This window comes from Chromobacterium vaccinii, assembly GCF_001855275.1.
GTDB lineage: Bacteria > Pseudomonadota > Gammaproteobacteria > Burkholderiales > Chromobacteriaceae > Chromobacterium > Chromobacterium vaccinii.
Genome location: NZ_CP017707.1, coordinates 100874 through 117855 on the forward strand (window position 1 = coordinate 100874; position 16982 = coordinate 117855).

Here is a 16982-nt window from a genome sequence, read left to right on the forward strand (position 1 = left end):
CGCGCGGAGCTTGTGGCTGGGACATCCGTCCGCATTTGTCGGATATCAATCAAGGGGGAAGGCCGAATGGACAAGATGTTGGCCATCGTGCAGCAGGCGCCGGGCGGCGTCGAGACGATGGAAATGGGGGAGTGGGACAAGCCGCGCGCCGCGCCTGGAAAATTGCTGGTGCGGGTGATGGCGGCCGGCGTCAACCGCGCCGACCTGATGCAGCGCGAGGGCCGCTACCCGCCGCCGCCAGGCGCCAGCCCGCTGATGGGGCTGGAGGTGGCCGGCGTGGTGGAGGAGACGGCCGGCGATTCCGCCTTCCAGCCGGGCGATGCGGTGTTCGGCCTGGTGGAGGGAGGCGGCTACGCCGAATACGCGCTGCTGGACGAATCGCTGGCCATCGCCAAGCCGGACCAGTTGTCCTGGGCGGAGGCGGCCAGCCTGCCGGAAGCCTGGATGACGGCGTGGTTCAATCTGGTGGCGAAGGCCGGGCTCAAGGCCGGCGAGCGGGCGCTGATCCATGCCGGCGCCAGCGGCGTCGGCGTCGCGGCGATCCAGTTGGCGCGTTTCCTGGGCGCGGAAGCCTTCGCCAGCGCCGGCAGCGCCGAGAAGTTGGCTTTCTGCCGCGAGCTGGGCGCGAGCCAGGTGTTCAATTACCACGAGACGCCGGCTTTCGGCGAGCGGGTCAAGGCGTGGGGGGGCGCCGACGTGGTGCTGGACCCGGTGGGCGCGAGTCACCTGGCGGAGAACCTGCAGGCGCTGAACCCCGACGGCAGGCTGGTGAACATCGGCCTGATGGGCGGCGTGAAGGCCGAACTGGATTTCGGTCGGCTGCTGATGAAGCGCATCAGCCTGATCGGCTCCACGCTGCGTCCGCAGCCTATTGCGGTGAAGGCGGAGCTGGCCGCCGCGCTGCGCGACCTGATCCTGCCGGCCTTGCTGGAGGGGAGGGCGCGCGCGGTGGTGGACAGCAGCTATCCCTGGACTCAGGTGCAAGACGCGCACGCTTACGTCGCCGACAACCGCAATCTGGGCAAGGTGGTGCTGACGCTGTTTCCGGTGATGGCCGGCGACAACGGCTAGCTGTCATCTCCCCGCAAGCCCGGCGTGGCGTTATGGTTTGATGTCGAGGGCCTGGTTGAAGAAGTCCAGCAGTTCGGCGTTCATCTTCCGGTGGAAAGCCGCGCGGTCGAAGCCGGGCGCGTCCCGGCAGATTTCCGGCGCTTCCTTCGCCGCGGCCTCGACGCATGGAGCCAGGAAGGCGAAATGGCCGGCTTTCGGCACCACGCGGTAATTTCGCACTGTGGGCAACCATCCCCGCAACCGGGCTTCGGCCGCGGGCTCCACGCCGTCGCCGCCTCTTTCGGAAATCCACAGGAATAGCGGAATGCGGATTCTCCGAAGGCTGGCCGCGTCAGGGAAGGCGTTCAGCGGATCGACCGCGGCCGCGGCATTGATCCGTTCGTCATGCGCCCAGTCGCGGGCAATGCCCGCTTCGGTTTCGATCTGCCGGCACAGCGGCCGATCCTTGGGGCAACGCAGCCCTGATCGCGCGAAGTCCGGCGTGCCGCCCGCCGCGACCAGAGCGGTGAAGCCGCCGCGCGAGAAACCGAACACGCCGATCCGCGATGGGTCGATGCGCGACGCCTCTGGCGCTTCGTCCAGCATATAGTCTATGACCCGCCGGATCTCGACCGGGCGCTGCTCGAACGCGCGCATCTCCCACGGGTATTTCATGCTCGCGCCGCTGTCGCCGGTGTGGTTCAGCGACACCACCAGGAATCCGTGGTCCGCCAGCGCTTCAGCGGTGTCGTGATGGCCGTAAAGACTGCCGGTGAAGCCATGCGAGATCACGATCAGCGGCAGCTTCTCCCCCTCGACCGGACAATTCCGGCTGGCGTTCACCAGGAAGGCCTGCACCCGTTTGGCCACGGCTGGGCGGGCGCAAGGCGACCAGACCGCCGCGTTCAGGACCGGGATGCTGTCGGTGGCGGGAATGTCGATCAGCTTCAGTCCCGCTGCCTGTGATTGCGGCAGCAGCGCGGCGAGCATGCCGACCAGACCGCATCGCAAGGTAGTCGCCCATCTCATGATCTTATCTCGTCGCATTGGAAGAGCTTATCTTTGCTTCAGTTTGGCATGAAGACAAGCCGTGTCGAGATGAATGGCGGAGGCTGCTCGGCCTTTTTTCCGGCCGTTTTCGCCCTGTCTCGCCCAGGCTCCCGAGACTGTGAACAGGGCTATGAGAACGCGAAACCAGCCGTGGTGAATAGATGTTCGCATGCGTCAACCGCTGCGGAATCAAAGGCGGTGCCGCTGCCCCGTTTGATTTCGGCCAGCGCCGCGTCAATCCCCAGGGCGGCGCGGTATGGCCGGTGCGATGCGATGGCTTCGACGACATCGGCCACCGCGACGATGCGCGCCTGGAGCAGGATTTGGTCGCCGACGAGCCCTTGCGGATATCCGCTGCCGTCCAGCCGCTCATGATGCTGCCAGACGATGGGCGCGATCGGCCAGGGGAAGGTGATGTCTTTCAGAATGTCATAACCCGCTTGCGAGTGTCCTTTGACCAACTGAAACTCGATGTTCGACAGCTTGGACGGTTTAACCAGGATTTCCGCCGGAATGCTGATTTTCCCCAGATCGTGAATGCTTGCCGCAAGATCAATGCTATGGATCGTGTCCTCCGACAGTTTGAGTTGCCGAGCGATGGCAACGGCCAGTTGCGCGACGCGGCGCTGGTGGCCGGCGGTGTAGCTATCGCGCAACTCCACGGTGTTGGCGATGGCCTTGATGGAATCTTCCAGGCTTTTGCGCAATGCCACATCGGCGCGCAAGTTTTCCAAGGCGATACGATCGCGGTCGGTTCGCGTACGCACGGCTTCGATGCCATAGCCAAGCTCATCGGCAAGCTCTCCCAGCATCACTACCTCGTCATGGCCGAATGCGTCCGGCTCCCCGGCGTAGATTGTCAACACAAGCGGCGATGCCGATGCATTCTTGATGGGCAGCGCGATGCTGGCTTGAAAGCCGCAGCGTTGCGCGGCCTCCCGCCACGGCGCGAGCGTGGAGTTGGTCAGGAGGTTTTGATTGATTTGCACGGTGCCGGTGCGAATGGCAGCGCCAGTCGGGCCGCGTCCAAGCGCCGTGTCCGCCAAGCTGAATCGAACGCTGGCCAGATAGTGGCTGTCATCGCCAAATTCCTTCACTGCGCGAATAGTCCGATCCTGATCTTGTTCTGCAATGCCGATCCACGCCATGCGATAACCGCCTTTCTCTACGATGAGGCGGCACACGGAATCGAGCAGCGCCGACTCGGTCAAGGCATGCACCAAGGCAGCCTTGCAAGCGCTGAGCGTGCGCAAGGCCCGATTGGCATGCTCCAATAATTCCTGTATCCGCTTGCGCACAGTGATGTCGCGAAAATACCAGACGCGTCCGTAATATTTGGCGTTTTCGCCAACCACCGGCGCCGAGTAGCGTTCGATCGTGCGGCCGTCTTTCATGCGAATCTCTTCGTGGCTCGTTTCCTCTTTGTGGGCATAGAGATGGCGCACCCGCGCCAGGAATGCTTCCGGCTCCGCATATTGCTGCATGGCAAACTGCAGCATCGGTTCATCGCGCCCCGCTGCGGCCAATGCTTCCGGCACTTGCATGACTTCGATGAAACGCCGGTTATGACTGACGATCTTGCCGTTGTCATCCACCAGCAGAATGCCGTCCAGCGATGCCTCTTGCTGGGTTGAGAGCACACTGTTCTTGTATTCCACATCCGCTTGTATTTTCTTGCGTTCGGTAATGTCCCGCGCGTTGACGATGACGCCGAGGAGGGCGGGATCGTCAACGCGGTTGTTCGCAATGGCATCCAGAACCTGAAAGTGTCCCGTCTTGTGGCGGAATCGCAATTCCACTCGCTGCAAAACGGGGGGGGAGCTGGGGTCCGTGGCCAAGATGGCTGTCGCGGCGGGCAGATCGTCCGGGTGGATGAAGTCTATGAAGCGCCGGCCCAACGCCTCGTCTGGGCGGTAGCCGGTCATCATCTCGCTCGAAGGGCTCAGGTAAGTGATGCAGCCGAGCTGATCGACCACGCATACCAAATCAGAAGCGTTTTCGATCAGCCCGCGAAATCGGCGCTCGTTGTTTTCAAGCGCCAGCTGCAGCCGCCTGCGCTCGGTGATATCGCGGATATTGCATTGGATGGATTCCAGGTCGCCCGTCATATAAACATTGCTGATGAATTCCACCTCAATGCTTCTGCCATCCTTTGTTTCCAGAGGAAGGTTGTCATAACGGATGTATTTCTTGTTCTTCAGAGTCAGAAAGGCTTCCTGGTTGGCGACAATGTGCTCCAGCGCGCCGATTTCCCACAACGCCTTGCCGATCAACTCATCCTGGGCATAGCCTAGCAACTCCAGCAGAAACGGGTTCGCTTCCAGAATCAAACCGGTTTTCGCATCCAGAATAAGGATGCCGTCCTTGGCGGCTTCAAATAGCCGCCGGTATTTTAGTTCCGCCGCCTTGCGGCTGCGGGCGCTGCGCTCATCCGCCAGCGCGCGGCGCACCGCCGGGGCCAGCCTGACCAATCCTCCCTTCAGCACATAGTCTTTGGCGCCGGCCTTCAGCAACTCGACCGCTTTTTCTTCTCCCAGGGCGCCGGTTACCATCACCACCGGCATCTCGGGGTGGGTTTCGCGTACGAGTTGCAATGCCGCGCCGCCGTCGTATGAAGGCTGCTGCTTGCAATCGGCCAGGATGATGTTGGGGTTGAATGTCTCCAGCGACAGCTGGAACGCGTCCTTGGTGTCGACGCGCTGCGTGATGAATTTCAGTCCAGCCTCATGCAGCGCGTCCACCATCAGTTCGGCGTCGGTAGGGGTGTCTTCCAGAATCAGGATGCGCAGCGCGTCATTGGGGTTCGAGATGTCCATCATGGCTGCCGGTTCCCGATCGGCGGTTGATTGACAACCAGCCAGTAGAGGCCCAATTGCGCGACGGCTTGTGAAGGCGGGTCAACGTGGATGGATTTGCCGATATTGCTATCCGCCCCGAGCTTGCAGCTTTCCACGATGTCGCGGTCTTCTTTTGACGATGTCAGCGCCGCAACCGGAATCATCTTGGCGCGCTCGTCGGCCTTGATTCCGCGCAGCGATTCCATGCCATTGGTCTTGGGCATCCTAAGGTCCAAAAAGATGCGTCGATAGCCTGCGCGAGTCTGCTCGGGCTCGGTGAAATAATCGGCGAAGTCCGTCCCAACGATTTCAGCTCGGGACCGGCCGGCAACCCCTATCATCGCTGCATTCACGTCGGTGATCTTGACTTGCGCGCTGATGGCAACCAAGGGGTTCAGGCTTGCTTCGAGCAGGCTGCGCGCGTAGGACGCGCTATCGGCGTCCGGCGCGGCAGATTGCGGCGCGATGGTCCGATGGCTCTTGCGGCGGGCAGGGCTGATGACGGTGGATGCAGGCTTCATGGCAGTGACCCCCGCAGTGATGCCGTGCAAACAAAAGTGGAATGGCGGATCGCGCCGCAGCCAAGCGAAAACCCAGCGGGTTCGCGAGCGCCCTGTGCATTGGATTTTAAAGCGCGTATATATTCAATCTAGCATGGCGATTGAAGAACGTTTGCAAGATTCACACCATGAAAAATGCCGCTCGCTTGTTCAGGCGAGCGGCATTGCCGGCTGGTGAAGCTTGGCCTGTCGCGGGACGCTCCAGGCCGTGATGGCTGGATCAGCCCACCCAGCGGCGGGCCGAGGCGAACATGCGGTACCAGCCGCCATTCTCGCCCCATTCCGCCGGATGCCAGCTGTTCTGCACGGCGCGGAACACGCGCTCAGGGTGCGGCATCATGATGGTGAAGCGGCCGTCGGCCGTGGTGACGCCGGTGATGCCCGCAGGCGAGCCGTTGGGGTTCAGCGGATAGGTCTCGGTGGCGCGGCCGTCGAAGTCGATGTAGCGCAGCGCGGCCAGAGCCTGGTCTTGCGCGCCCGGCGCGAACACCGCGCGGCCTTCGCCGTGGCTGACCACCACCGGCAGGCGGCTGCCCACCATGTCGGACAGGAAGATGGACGGCGACGCGGTGACTTCCACCATCGCGAAGCGCGCCTCGAACTGTTCCGATGCGTTGCGGTGGAACTTCGGCCAGTGCTCGGCGCCCGGGATGATGGACGACAGGTTGGACATCATCTGGCAGCCGTTGCACACGCCCAGCGCGAAGGTGTCGCCGCGGCCGAAGAAAGCTTCGAACTGTTCGCGGGCGCGCGGGTTGAACAGGATGCTCTTGGCCCAGCCTTCGCCGGCGCCCAGCACGTCGCCGTAGCTGAAGCCGCCGCAGGCCGCCAGGCCCTTGAAGTCGGCCAGCTGCACGCGGCCGGCGATGATGTCGCTCATGTGCACGTCCACCGCGTCGAAGCCGGCGCGGTCGAACGCCGCGGCCATTTCCAGCTGGCCGTTGACGCCCTGCTCGCGCAGGATGGCCATGCGCGGGCGCTTGCCGGTGCCGATGTAGGGCGCGGCCGGGTCGCCGTGCACGTCGAAGGACAGCTGGGCGAACAGGCCGCGGGGCTTGGCGTGGCTGCGCAGCAACTGTTCGCTGTCGGCGCAGGCCGGGTTGTCGCGCAGGCGCTGCATGCGGGCGCTGGTTTCGGACCAGGCGCAGAACAGCTCGCTGCGGCTTTCGCTGAACAGATCCTTGCCCTTGTGCTTGATCACCAGGCGGTCGTGGCCGTTGGTGCGGCCGATGACGAACAGCTCGCGGCCGATGCCGGCCTTCATGAAACGGGAGATCACTTCCGGCGTGTCGGCCTTTTTCACCTGCAGCACCGCGCCCAGTTCCTCGTTGAACAGCACGCGCATGATGCGGCCGTGGGTGGCGGCCTCCATTGTCGGCTGCACATAGTCGTCGATGATGCGCTGGGTGTTCTGGCGCTCGATCACCAGTTCCTGCAGGTCGATGCTGGCGCCGACGTGGCCGGCGAACATCATTTCCGCCAGCGCGGCGAACAGGCCGCCGTCGGAGCGGTCGTGGTAGGCCAGCAGCTTGTCGTCGCGCAACAGCGATTGCACCACGCCGAAGAAGGCGGCCAGCTGCAGCGGGCTTTCCACGTCCGGCGCGCGGCCCTTCATGTCTTTCCACACCTGGCCGTAGATCGAGCCGCCCAGGCGGCAGCGGCCGTAGCCGAGGTCGATCAGGATCAGGTCGCTGTCCTTGATGTCCTTCAGGTCCGGGGTGACGGTCTTGCGCACGTCGTCCACCGGCGAGAAGGCGGAAATCACCACCGACAGCGGCGCGGTGACGGCTTTTTGCTCGCCGTCTTCCTGCCATACCGTCTTCATCGACAGCGAATCCTTGCCCACCGGAATGCTGACGCCCAGGCTCTGGCTCAGCTCGGAGACGGCCTGCACGGTGCGGTACAGGTTGGCGTCTTCGCCGGGGTGGCCGGCCGGGGCCATCCAGTTGGCGGACAGTTTGACGTTGCCCAGATGGCCGACGAAGGCGGCGGCGATATTGGTCAGCGCCTCGCCGATGGCCATGCGGCCGGAGGCCGGGCCGTCGAACAGCGCGGCCGGCGTGCGTTCGCCCATCGCCATCGCTTCGCCGCGATAGGTGTTGAAGCCCATGGTGGTGACAGCCACGTCGGCCACCGGAACCTGCCAGCGGCCCACCATCTGGTCGCGCGCGGTCATGCCGCCGACGGTGCGGTCGCCGATGGTGATCAGGAAGGATTTGTCGGCCACGGTCGGGTGGCGCAGCACGCGGTAGGCGGTTTCGCGCAGCGGGTACTTGGACGCGTCGAAGGTCTGCGGCGAGAGCTCGATGGTCTTCGCGTCGCGGGTCATCCGCGGCGGCTTGCCCAGCAGCACTTCCAGCGGCATGTCCACCGGATTGTTGCCGAAGTGGTCGTCGCGCACCTGCAGGTGGCCGTCGTCGGTGGCCACGCCCAGCACCGCGAACGGGCAGCGCTCGCGTTCGCACAGCGCGGTGAAGCGGTCCAGGTCCTCCGGCAGGATGGCCATCACGTAGCGCTCCTGCGCCTCGTTGGACCAGATCTGCATCGGGGTCATGCCCTTTTCTTCCAGGTTCACCTTGCGCAGATGGAAGATGGCGCCGCGGCCGGCGTCGTTGACCAGCTCGGGGAAGGCGTTGGACAGGCCGCCGGCGCCCACGTCATGGATGGAGACGATGGGGTTGGCTTCGCCCTGCTGCCAGCAGCGGTCGATCACCTCCTGGCAGCGGCGCTCGATTTCCGGGTTGCCGCGCTGCACCGAATCGAAGTCCAGGTTTTCGCTGTTGGCGCCGGTGTCCATCGACGAGGCCGCGCCGCCGCCCAGGCCGATCAGCAGGCCGGGACCGCCCAGCTGGATCAGCAGCGCGCCTTCCGGGATTTCATTCTTGTGGATCTGCTGCTGCTGGATGCTGCCCAGGCCGCCTGCCAGCATGATGGGCTTGTGATAGCCGCGCATCTCGCCGTTGAATTCTTCCTCGAAGGCGCGGAAATAACCGGTGAGGTTAGGGCGGCCGAATTCGTTGTTGAACGCCGCGCCGCCGATCGGGCCTTCCAGCATGATCTGCAGCGCCGAGGCGATGCGGCCCGGCTTGCCGTACTCGGGCTGGTCGTCGCGGTAGGCCTCCCACGGCTGCTTGAAGCCGGGGATGTTCAGGTTGGAGACGGTAAAGCCGGTGAGGCCGGCCTTGGGGCGGGAGCCGCGGCCGGTGGCGCCTTCGTCGCGGATTTCGCCGCCGTTGCCGGTGGACGCGCCGGCGAAGGGCGAGATCGCCGTCGGGTGGTTGTGCGTTTCCACCTTCATCAGGATGTCGGTGGGTTCGCTGGTGTACGCGTACTGGTGGCTGCCCGGCTGCGGGTAGAAGCGCTCGATGAAGGCGCCCTCGATCACCGAGGCGTTGTCCTTGTACGCCACCAGCGTGCCCTGCGGGTGGGCGTCGTGGGTATCGCGGATCATGCGGAACAGCGATTTGCCTTGCTCGACGCCGTCGATGATGAACTGGGCGTTGAAGATCTTGTGGCGGCAGTGTTCGGAGTTGGCCTGGGCGAACATCATCAGCTCGACGTCGCTGGGATTGCGCTTCAGCTTGATGAAGTTCTCGACCAGGTATTCCACTTCGTCGTCGGACAGCGCGAGGCCCAACTGGACGTTGGCGGCCTCCAGCGCGGCGCGGCCGCCGGCGAGGATGTCCACGCTGGCCATCGGCTGCGGGTCGATGTGGGTGAACAGCTTTTCCGCGTCGTCCAGCGAGGACAGCACGGTTTCCGTCATCCTATCGTGCAAGAGGCCCGCCAGGGTATGGCGAGCCTCTTCACTTAAAGATTTAGCGGCGGACTTGATTCGGAAAGCGGTGCCGCGTTCGATCCGCCGGATATTCGGCAATCCGCAATGCCGGGCGATGTCGGTTGCCTTTGACGCCCATGGCGACAGGGTGCCGATTCGCGGCGTGACCAGGAACAGTTCGCCTTCCGGCTCAGTGTTCAGCGGCGCTTCGCCGTAGCTGAGCAACTGGCCCAGCACGCCGATTTCCTCCAGCGAAAGTTCGCCGTCGCTTTCCGCAAAATGCCAGTGCTCGGCCGTCAGGACGATATCCTTCAGCCCGGCATCGGCCGCTGCCGCCTGCAGTTTTTCGAGACGAAACGGTGACAGGGCAACGCCACCGCGCAGCTTGGTAATGTAAGACATTAGACACCCGCGACAAGTACCAGGAAAGGGCGTCATAATACAGCAAAACATCGCTGCATTTAAGGCGTCAGCGGAAGATACCACCGCCGCGCGGCATTTTTTGCTTTTTACTCTAATGTCATTGGTTTTATTCGGGAGCATTGCGCAATGAAAAAGGTCGAAGCCATCATCAAGCCGTTCAAGCTGGACGAGGTGCGCGAGGCCTTGTCGGAGATCGGCGTCAACGGCCTGACCGTGTCCGAGGTCAAGGGTTTCGGCCGCCAGAAAGGCCACACCGAGCTGTACCGCGGCGCCGAGTACGTGGTGGACTTTCTGCCCAAGGTGAAGATCGAGGTGGTGCTGCCGGACGATCTGGTGGAGCGGGCGATCGAGACCATCGTCGAAACCGCGCGCACCGGCAAGATCGGCGACGGCAAGATCTTCGTGGTGCCGGTGGAGCAGGTGGTGCGCATCCGCACTGGCGAAACCAACGAGCAGGCGATCTGATCCAGTTTGGATCGCATGAAAAAGGCGGCCTTGCGGGGCCGCCTTTTTTGCGCGCTCAGCGCGCCAGGATCAGGCGCAGGCCCAGCCCGATGAAGACGGCGCCGGCTATGCGGTCCAGCCACTGGCTGGCCTTGCGGCTCTTGGCCAGCCATTGGCCGACGTGGCCGGAGAAATAGCCGAGCGCGCCGAAGACCAGCGCGCCCTGCAGCGTGAACAGCCCGCCGAGGATGGCGGTCTGCAGGCCGACCGGCCCTTGCGCCGGATTGACGAACTGCGGCAGGAAGGCGAGGAAGAACAGCACCACCTTGGGATTGATCGCGTTGGCGATCAGGCCGCGGCGGAAGGTGGCGGCCAGCGAGCCCTGGGGACCGCTGGCCTGGGCATCGGCGTCGAAGCTGGCGCCGGAGCTGCGGATCGCGCCCCAGCCCAGATAGACCAGATAGGCGCCGCCGGCGATCTTGAGGGCGGAGAAGGCGAGCGGCGAGGCGGCGATCAGCGCGCTGACGCCCAGCGCCGCCAGCAAGGTGTGGTTCAGGCAGCCCAGCGCGCAGCCCAGGCCGAAGGCCATGCCCTGGCGGCGGCCGCGGGAAATGCCCTGGCTCAGCACCATCAGGTTGTCGGGGCCGGGGGTGACGGTGATCAGCATGGCGGCGGCGAGAAAAGCGGCCAGTTGCGGCAGGGTGACGAGCATGGCGGATTTCCGGGATTTGTTTGACTGTCGTCGATAAAACCATTTCCGGAGGGCCTTGGCAATGGCATGACGGGTGACAAGCGGCAACGCCGCTACTAGAATGCGGCAGGTTATTAGCGAGGATCGTTTTATGCCGTCTTTTGATGTCGTTTCCGAAGTAAACAAGGTGGAAGTGCGCAACGCGCTGGACCAGTCCAACAAGGAAGTGTCCACTCGTTACGATTTCAAGGGCAGCGACGCCCGCATCGAATTCAACGACAAGGAAGTGACGCTGTTCGCCGATACCGAATTCCAGTTGGACCAGGTCAATGAAATCATGGTGGCCAAGCTGGCCAAGCGCAGCGTCGACGTGCGCAGCCTGGACTACGGCAAGCTGGAGAAAGTGTCCGGCAACAAGGTGAAGAAGGTGCTGAAGATCAAGGAAGGCCTGGACAGCGATTTGGCGAAGAAGATCGTCAAGCTGCTGAAGGATTCCAAGATGAAGGTGCAGGCCAGCATCCAGGGCGAGGCGGTGCGCGTGTCCGGCGCCAAGCGCGACGTGCTGCAGGACGCCATCGCGCTGCTGAAGCAGGACATCGCTGCCGACCTGGAAAACGGCGCGCCGCTGCAGTTCAACAACTTCCGCGACTGATTCCCGCCGCGAGGCGCGTCAGTCACGCAAAAAGGAGACCCTCGGGTCTCCTTTTTCATTGCCGGCGGCTGAGCAGTTTCTCAGCGCTGGCCGGCGCGCCAGGCTTGCAGCCCGCTCCACACCTCGGCGGCCCGCGCTTCCACGCCCGCCGGCGCGGCCGGCAGCGGCAGCCGGCATTCGCCGACGGCCAGGCCCTGGCTGCGCAGCATCGCCTTCACCGACATCGAGTACACCGAATCGTCGGTATTCGAGTAGGCGTAGGACGGCAGCAGCGCGGCGTTGATCTCGCGGGCGCGGCGCACGTCGCCCTGCTCGAAGGCGGCGATCATCGCGGCGAACTCCGGGCCGGTCCAGTGGGTGGAGGTGCCCACCACGCCGACCGCGCCGACGGCCAGCAGGGGCAGGGTCAGCGCGTCGTCGCCGGAATACAGCTCGAAATGGTCGCCGGCCTCGGCCACCAGCCGCGCGGCGGCGGCGGGGTCGCCGGTGGCGTCCTTGAAGGCGACGATATTGTCCACCTCGCGGAACAGCCGCAGCAGCACGTCGTGGGCGATGCGGCGGCCGGTGCGGCCGGGCACGTCGTACAGCATCACCGGCAGCCGGGTGGCGGCGGCCAGCGCGCGGAAGTGCGCCTCGATGCCGGCCTGGGGCGGGCGGTTGTAGTACGGCGACACCAGGAATACGCCAGCGGCGCCGGCCGCTTCCGCCTTGGCCGTCATGTCCAGCGCGTGGCGGGTGTCGTTGCTGCCGGTGCCTGCCAGCACCGGGATGGTCACCGCCTCGCTGACGGCGCGGATCAGGTCGAAGCGTTCGGCGTCGGAGAGCGTCGGCGCCTCGCCAGTGGTGGCGGCCAGCACCAGGCCGTCGCTGCCGCTGGCTGCCATATGGCGCGCCAGCGTACAGGCCATGTCGAGGTTCAGCCGGCCATCGCCGTCGAACGGCGTCACCATCGCGGTCAGCACCTTACCCCAGTGTTTTGCCATGTCAGCCCCTTTTTATTTTCGCGTGAAGACAGGCCGGGATGATACTCCTCGGCCCCGGGCGGGGAAACCCGAGCGGATTACCAGAGCTTGGGGTCCAGCTCCTTGAGGCGCTGTTCGGTGCGCTCGATCTTGCAGTCGAGGAAGACGGCGTTGCGGATGCTGCCGTCGATGTAAATCTGGTACTTGGTGTTGCAGTCGGCATCGCGGAAGGCGATCCATTTGCGCTGGGCCTGAATCAGCAGCGCGGACGGCTTGTCCTTGGCGCCGCTCTGGGCTTCGTCGGCGCGCAGCTTTTTCAGCAGCTCGCGGTAGCGCCCATTGAGCGCCTTGTCGCGGGCGTCGAACTGCTTTTGCTTGCAGTCGTTGATTTCCAGCGTGCTGTTGGCGTTCTGGCAGGGATCGTCTTCGGCCAGCGCGGCATGGCTGGCGAACAGCGCCAGCAGGGCGAGGAGGCAGGACTTCATCGCGAAACTCCATTGTGAGGGACGGCTTGCGATTATAGCCGCGACCGGCGGGCGCATCGCGTCCGCCGGTCCCTCGGTTCAGGCGCGCAGCCAGCCTGGCAGCAGCCGCTCCGCGGGAAGGGTGCCCAGCGCCGCGCCGCCTACGATCATGGCGATGGCCAGCGCGGCGGAGCCGTTGAGCGCGGCCTGGCCGGAAGCCACCAGCATCAACGTGGACAGCAGCGGAGTGGCGTTGCCCAGCGCGCCGGTCTGGCGCGGATCGCCCAACTGCATCGCGCGGTTCCAGCACAGGAAGGCCGCGCCCATCGGCAGCAGGCCCAGCACGGCGATCATCAGCCATTGGATGGCCGACGGATGGGCGGCGGGCTCGGTGGCGAAATGCAGGCCTAGCGCCAGCAGGCCGGAGGCGAGGCAGTAACCGCCGACCGCGTTGTCCGACGTGGCGGGCAGGCGGCGGGTGAACAGGCTGTAAGTGGCCCACACCACGGCCGCGCCCAGGGCCATCAGATAGCCGGGCAGCGCGGACATCGACAGCGACAGCTTGCCGCCGGTAACGATCAGCGCCGCGCCGGCGAAGCCGATCAGGCTGCCCAGGATGTGGTTGGCGCCCAGGCGGGTGCCGGGCACCAGCAGCGGCGACAGCAGCACCATCAGCAGCGGCCAGACGTAGCTGAGCACGGTGGCGTCCATCACCGGCGCCAGCCGGTAGGCGTTGAATAGGAAAAAGTAGAAGCCGAAGATGCCGTAAACCCCGTTGGCGAAGTTCTTGGGCGGCACCTTCCAGTCGGCCATGCGGCGCACGGTCAGCAGACTGCCCAGGATCAGGCCGACGCCGGCGACGAAGAAGGGCGGCAAGGCGTGGGTGAGGGCGCTGAGGGTGGCGACGGTCGCCCACATGGCGATCGCGGCGAGCGCGTACAGCATCGCTTGATTCATCGATGTCTCTCGTATTTATTTTATGTGGAGATATTTTAAGTGGAACGGTGAAGTGTAAACCAGTTGTTACATCAAAAGGCATCGTTTTCGCCATCCGTGACAGCGCGCAGGCATGGCCGCAGGGGCAACAAGGCGTTTGATCCAGATCACGGGTCCATGTTTTGGACTGATCGGGCAGTTGTCCGCGCCGCTGGTTTACGGCCTAGTGTTAAAGATGCGTTTCGTTTCCATCCTGGAGCCGGCAGCGGGCGGGCTCCGCCACGACAGGAGGCAAGCCATGAGCAGCATGAAGGCAGCGGTATTCGTCGCGCCCGGCAAGATAGAGCTTAGAGAGAAGCCGATTCCAGCGGTCGGTCCCGGCGACGCGCTGGTGCGGATCACCACCACCACCATTTGCGGCACCGACGTGCACATTCTCAAGGGCGAGTATCCGGTGGCGTCCGGCCTGACCATAGGCCATGAGCCGGTGGGCGTGATCGAGAAACTGGGCGCGGGCGTCAAGGGCTATCGGGAGGGGCAGCGGGTGATCGCCGGCGCGATCTGCCCCAGCTTCACCTCCTACGGTTGCCAGGATGGCCACCCGGCGCAGGACGGCGGTTGCGAGTGCCATGGCTACAAGCCCATGGGCGGCTGGCGCTTCGGCAACACCATAGACGGCACCCAGGCCGAGTACGTGCTGGTGCCGGACGCCCAGGCCAATCTGGCGCCGATTCCGGACGGGCTCAGCGACGAGCAGGTGCTGATGTGTCCCGACATCATGTCCACCGGTTTTTCCGGCGCCGAGGCGGCCAACATCAAGATCGGCGACGTGGTGGCGGTGTTCGCCCAGGGGCCGATAGGCTTGTGCGCGGTGGCGGGCGCGCGCCTGCGCGGCGCGTCGTGCATCATCGCGGTGGACGGGATAGACGACAGGCTGGCGATTTCGAGGCGGCTGGGCGCGGATGTCACGCTCAACTTCAGGCAAGTGGATGTGATCGCGGAAATCATGAAGCTGACCGGCGGGCGCGGCGTTGACTCCGCCATCGAAGCCTTGGGCACCCAAGGCACCTTCGAATCCGCGCTGCGGATATTGAAGCCGGGCGGCACGCTGTCCAGCCTGGGCGTGTATTCCACCGATCTGAAAATCCCGCTGGACGCGTTTAACGCCGGCCTGGGCGACAAGAGGATCGTGTCTTCGCTGTGTCCGGGCGGCAAGGAGCGGATGCGGCGGCTGATGAATGTGCTGGAGAGCGACCGGCTGGACCTGTCGCCGCTGGTCACCCATCGCTACAAGCTGGACCAGATCGTCGAGGCCTACGACCTATTCGCGCACCAGCGCGACGGCGTGCTGAAGGTGGCGATCCAGCCGTTCTAGCCCTTCCGCCTGGCAGGCCGGATCAGTTAGCCTGGTCCGGCTCCAGCAGCTCCACGCCGTCGCTTTCCGACAGCGTCAGATAAACCGTGGATTGCAAGGCTTCCACCGCATGCGGGACATGGGCGTCGATGAACAGGTGGTCGCCCTTGTTCAGCACGTGTTCCCCCACCTTGAGCCGGCCGGCGGTGACGAAAACCTGTTCCGTGCCCGGGTGCTGGTGCAGCGGCAGCTTCGCGCCCTTGGCCAGCTTCAGCAATGCCGAACCGCCCCCGTCCGGATTGCGGCGCAGCCAGGTGAAGTCCACCCCGGGATAGGGCGTGGGGCTCCAGTGCCAATCGGTGGAGGAGGTCAGTATCGGGGCGGGGGTGCTCATGGCTGCGGGTTCCGTTTGGTGTTCGACCGGGCCTGCGCGGATGGCGATGATTTTGGGATGTTCGTCGATGTCGCGCCGGCTGATTGTCATTATCCCACGAAATCCTGCAAGAAACTGCCGGCAATATCGCCACCTGGATGTGAAAACGGGGATGCTGCGCGCATCCCCGCCGTATTTCCTGCCGGCGGCCGACGATTGCTGCTAGAGCGCGTCTCCCGGCACCCGCACCCAGCCTTCCATCAGCACGCGGGCGCTGCGACTCATGATGACCTTGGTCACCACCCATTCGCCGCGCTCCTCGCGGGCTTGCGCGCCCACCCGCAGCGTGCCGGACGGGTGGCCGAAGCGCACCGCCTGGCGTTTGCCGCCGCCGGCGGCCAGGTTGACCAGCGTGCCGGGAATGGCGGCGGCGGTGCCGATCGCCACCGCCGCCGTGCCCATCATCGCATGGTGCAGTTTGCCCATCGACATCGCCCGCGCCAGCACGTCGATGTCCGACACTTTCACCGGCTTGCCGCTGGAGGCGGTGTAGTCAACCGGGGGCGCGACGAAGGCGATCTTGGGCGTGTGCTGCCGGGTGGCGATCTCGTCCAGGCTCTTGATCAGCCCCATCCTCAGCGCGCCGTGGGCGCGGATGGTTTCGAAGCGGACCAGCGCCGCCGGGTCGGAATTGATCGCGTCCTGCAGCTCGGTGCCGGCATAGCCGATGTCGGCGGCGTTGACGAAGATGGTGGGGATGCCGGCATTGATCAGCGTGGCCGGAAAGGCGCCGACGCCGGGCACTTCCAGCGTGTCCACCAGATTGCCGGTGGGAAACATCGCGCCGCCATCGCCTTCGTCGGCCGGGTCCAGAAATTCCAGCTGCACTTCGGCGGCGGGGAAGGTGACCCCGTCCAGCTCGAAATCGCCGGTTTCCTGCGGCTGGCCGTGAGTGACGGGCACGTGGGCGATGATGGTCTTGCCGATATTGGCCTGCCAGATGCGCACGGCGCAGACGCCGTTGTCCGGAATACGCGCCGGGTCGATCAGGCCGCCGGCGATGGCGAACGGGCCGACGGCGGCGGACAGGTTGCCGCAGTTGCCGGTCCAGTCGACGAAAGCCTTGTCGATGGCGACCTGGCCGAACAGGTAGTCCACATCATGGTCCGGCCGCGTGGACTTGGACACGATGACGGTCTTGCTGGTGCTGGACGTCGCGCCGCCCATGCCGTCTATCTGCTTGCCGTACGGGTCAGGGCTGCCGATCACGCGCAGCAGCAGCGCGTCGCGCGCCGCGCCGGGTTGCCGAGCCGCTTCCGGCAGGTCCTGCAGCCGGAAGAACACGCCCTTGCTGGTGCCGCCGCGCATATAGGTGGCGGGGATTCTGATCTGGGCCGGGTGAGCCATG

15 protein-coding genes are annotated in these 16982 nt (G+C 64.8%); 5 read left to right on the forward strand and 10 right to left on the reverse strand.

Annotation, left to right across the window (positions count from 1 at the left end; all coding sequences use genetic code 11):
* The first annotated feature begins 66 nt into the window (after positions 1–66).
* The gene (locus tag BKX93_RS00440; RefSeq protein ID WP_082107097.1) at positions 67–1071 is read left to right on the forward strand and encodes an NAD(P)H-quinone oxidoreductase; all 1005 of its coding nucleotides are present in this window, start codon (positions 67–69) and stop codon (positions 1069–1071) included.
* 30 nt (positions 1072–1101) lie between these two features.
* Here BKX93_RS00440 and BKX93_RS00445 read toward each other — a convergent pair whose 3' ends face one another.
* From BKX93_RS00445 to BKX93_RS00455, 3 genes are all read right to left on the reverse strand, one after another.
* Positions 1102–2040, reverse strand: coding sequence for an alpha/beta hydrolase family protein (locus BKX93_RS00445; RefSeq protein ID WP_145929190.1), 939 nt, complete (start codon positions 2038–2040; stop codon positions 1102–1104).
* Between the two features lie 188 nt (positions 2041–2228).
* Positions 2229–4919 (reverse strand): PAS domain S-box protein, encoded by a 2691-nt coding sequence (locus tag BKX93_RS00450; RefSeq protein WP_070978122.1) that lies wholly within the window; start codon positions 4917–4919, stop codon positions 2229–2231.
* The gene (locus BKX93_RS00455) at positions 4916–5458 is read right to left on the reverse strand and encodes a response regulator (RefSeq protein WP_070978124.1); all 543 of its coding nucleotides are present in this window, start codon (positions 5456–5458) and stop codon (positions 4916–4918) included. Before BKX93_RS00455 ends, BKX93_RS00450 begins: the two co-directional genes overlap by 4 nt.
* On the opposite strand from BKX93_RS00455, the gene BKX93_RS24305 reads away from it, so the two are divergent.
* A complete protein-coding gene (locus tag BKX93_RS24305) occupies positions 5457–5675 on the forward strand; it encodes a hypothetical protein (RefSeq protein WP_144408753.1) in 219 nt (72 codons plus the stop codon). The two genes, BKX93_RS00455 and BKX93_RS24305, sit on opposite strands and share 2 nt — an antisense overlap.
* Positions 5676–5717: 42 nt before the next feature.
* Here the strand turns inward: BKX93_RS24305 and purL are convergent, their stop codons facing one another.
* Positions 5718–9677, reverse strand: a complete 3960-nt coding sequence (purL, locus tag BKX93_RS00460; RefSeq protein WP_070978126.1) for a phosphoribosylformylglycinamidine synthase — start codon at positions 9675–9677, stop codon at positions 5718–5720.
* A gap of 147 nt (positions 9678–9824) precedes the next feature.
* Here purL and BKX93_RS00465 point away from each other — a divergent pair, with 147 nt between their 5' ends.
* A complete protein-coding gene (locus BKX93_RS00465; RefSeq protein ID WP_046156358.1) occupies positions 9825–10163 on the forward strand; it encodes a P-II family nitrogen regulator in 339 nt (112 codons plus the stop codon).
* A gap of 55 nt (positions 10164–10218) precedes the next feature.
* Here BKX93_RS00465 and BKX93_RS00470 read toward each other — a convergent pair whose 3' ends face one another.
* Complete coding sequence (locus tag BKX93_RS00470; protein WP_046156357.1) at positions 10219–10854, reverse strand: LysE family translocator; 636 nt, start codon at positions 10852–10854, stop codon at positions 10219–10221.
* Positions 10855–10984: 130 nt separating this feature from the next.
* On the opposite strand from BKX93_RS00470, the gene BKX93_RS00475 reads away from it, so the two are divergent.
* On the forward strand, positions 10985–11485 hold the full coding sequence (locus BKX93_RS00475; RefSeq protein ID WP_021478047.1) for a YajQ family cyclic di-GMP-binding protein: 501 nt from the start codon (positions 10985–10987) through the stop codon (positions 11483–11485).
* An 80-nt stretch (positions 11486–11565) separates the two neighbouring features.
* Here the strand turns inward: BKX93_RS00475 and dapA are convergent, their stop codons facing one another.
* From dapA to BKX93_RS00490, 3 genes are all read right to left on the reverse strand, one after another.
* Complete coding sequence (dapA, locus tag BKX93_RS00480) at positions 11566–12468, reverse strand: 4-hydroxy-tetrahydrodipicolinate synthase (RefSeq protein ID WP_070978128.1); 903 nt, start codon at positions 12466–12468, stop codon at positions 11566–11568.
* A 77-nt stretch (positions 12469–12545) separates the two neighbouring features.
* On the reverse strand, positions 12546–12932 hold the full coding sequence (locus BKX93_RS00485; RefSeq protein WP_070978129.1) for a lysozyme inhibitor LprI family protein: 387 nt from the start codon (positions 12930–12932) through the stop codon (positions 12546–12548).
* A 78-nt stretch (positions 12933–13010) separates the two neighbouring features.
* Positions 13011–13868 (reverse strand): DMT family transporter, encoded by an 858-nt coding sequence (locus BKX93_RS00490; RefSeq protein WP_070978131.1) that lies wholly within the window; start codon positions 13866–13868, stop codon positions 13011–13013.
* A 277-nt stretch (positions 13869–14145) separates the two neighbouring features.
* Between BKX93_RS00490 and BKX93_RS00495 the strand changes: the two genes are divergently transcribed.
* Positions 14146–15222 (forward strand): NAD(P)-dependent alcohol dehydrogenase, encoded by a 1077-nt coding sequence (locus tag BKX93_RS00495; protein WP_046156354.1) that lies wholly within the window; start codon positions 14146–14148, stop codon positions 15220–15222.
* A 22-nt stretch (positions 15223–15244) separates the two neighbouring features.
* On the opposite strand, the gene BKX93_RS00500 is transcribed toward BKX93_RS00495, so the two are convergent.
* Together BKX93_RS00500 and prpF are read right to left on the reverse strand one after the other, a co-directional pair.
* Positions 15245–15595 carry a cupin domain-containing protein gene (locus BKX93_RS00500; RefSeq protein WP_160298922.1) on the reverse strand — a complete coding sequence of 117 codons (351 nt, stop codon included), beginning with the start codon at positions 15593–15595 and terminating at the stop codon, positions 15245–15247.
* Positions 15596–15796: 201 nt separating this feature from the next.
* On the reverse strand, positions 15797–16981 hold the full coding sequence (gene prpF / locus BKX93_RS00505; protein WP_070981599.1) for a 2-methylaconitate cis-trans isomerase PrpF: 1185 nt from the start codon (positions 16979–16981) through the stop codon (positions 15797–15799).
* Position 16982: the final 1 nt, after the last annotated feature.

Bases quoted from the DNA above. Each gene is read 5' to 3' on its own strand.
- BKX93_RS00440 (WP_082107097.1), top strand. From the start codon at position 67: ATGGACAAGATGTTGGCCATCGTGCAGCAGGCGCCGGGCGGCGTCGAG.
- BKX93_RS00445 (WP_145929190.1), bottom strand. From the start codon at position 2,040: ATGCTCGCCGCGCTGCTGCCGCAATCACAGGCAGCGGGACTGAAGCTG.
- BKX93_RS00450 (WP_070978122.1), bottom strand. From the start codon at position 4,919: ATGATGGACATCTCGAACCCCAATGACGCGCTGCGCATCCTGATTCTG.
- BKX93_RS24305 (WP_144408753.1), top strand. From the start codon at position 5,457: ATGGCAGTGACCCCCGCAGTGATGCCGTGCAAACAAAAGTGGAATGGC.
- BKX93_RS00455 (WP_070978124.1), bottom strand. From the start codon at position 5,458: ATGAAGCCTGCATCCACCGTCATCAGCCCTGCCCGCCGCAAGAGCCAT.
- purL (WP_070978126.1), bottom strand. From the start codon at position 9,677: ATGTCTTACATTACCAAGCTGCGCGGTGGCGTTGCCCTGTCACCGTTT.
- BKX93_RS00465 (WP_046156358.1), top strand. From the start codon at position 9,825: ATGAAAAAGGTCGAAGCCATCATCAAGCCGTTCAAGCTGGACGAGGTG.
- BKX93_RS00470 (WP_046156357.1), bottom strand. From the start codon at position 10,854: ATGCTCGTCACCCTGCCGCAACTGGCCGCTTTTCTCGCCGCCGCCATG.
- BKX93_RS00475 (WP_021478047.1), top strand. From the start codon at position 10,985: ATGCCGTCTTTTGATGTCGTTTCCGAAGTAAACAAGGTGGAAGTGCGC.
- dapA (WP_070978128.1), bottom strand. From the start codon at position 12,468: ATGGCAAAACACTGGGGTAAGGTGCTGACCGCGATGGTGACGCCGTTC.
- BKX93_RS00485 (WP_070978129.1), bottom strand. From the start codon at position 12,932: ATGAAGTCCTGCCTCCTCGCCCTGCTGGCGCTGTTCGCCAGCCATGCC.
- BKX93_RS00490 (WP_070978131.1), bottom strand. From the start codon at position 13,868: ATGAATCAAGCGATGCTGTACGCGCTCGCCGCGATCGCCATGTGGGCG.
- BKX93_RS00495 (WP_046156354.1), top strand. From the start codon at position 14,146: ATGAGCAGCATGAAGGCAGCGGTATTCGTCGCGCCCGGCAAGATAGAG.
- BKX93_RS00500 (WP_160298922.1), bottom strand. From the start codon at position 15,595: ATGAGCACCCCCGCCCCGATACTGACCTCCTCCACCGATTGGCACTGG.
- prpF (WP_070981599.1), bottom strand. From the start codon at position 16,981: ATGGCTCACCCGGCCCAGATCAGAATCCCCGCCACCTATATGCGCGGC.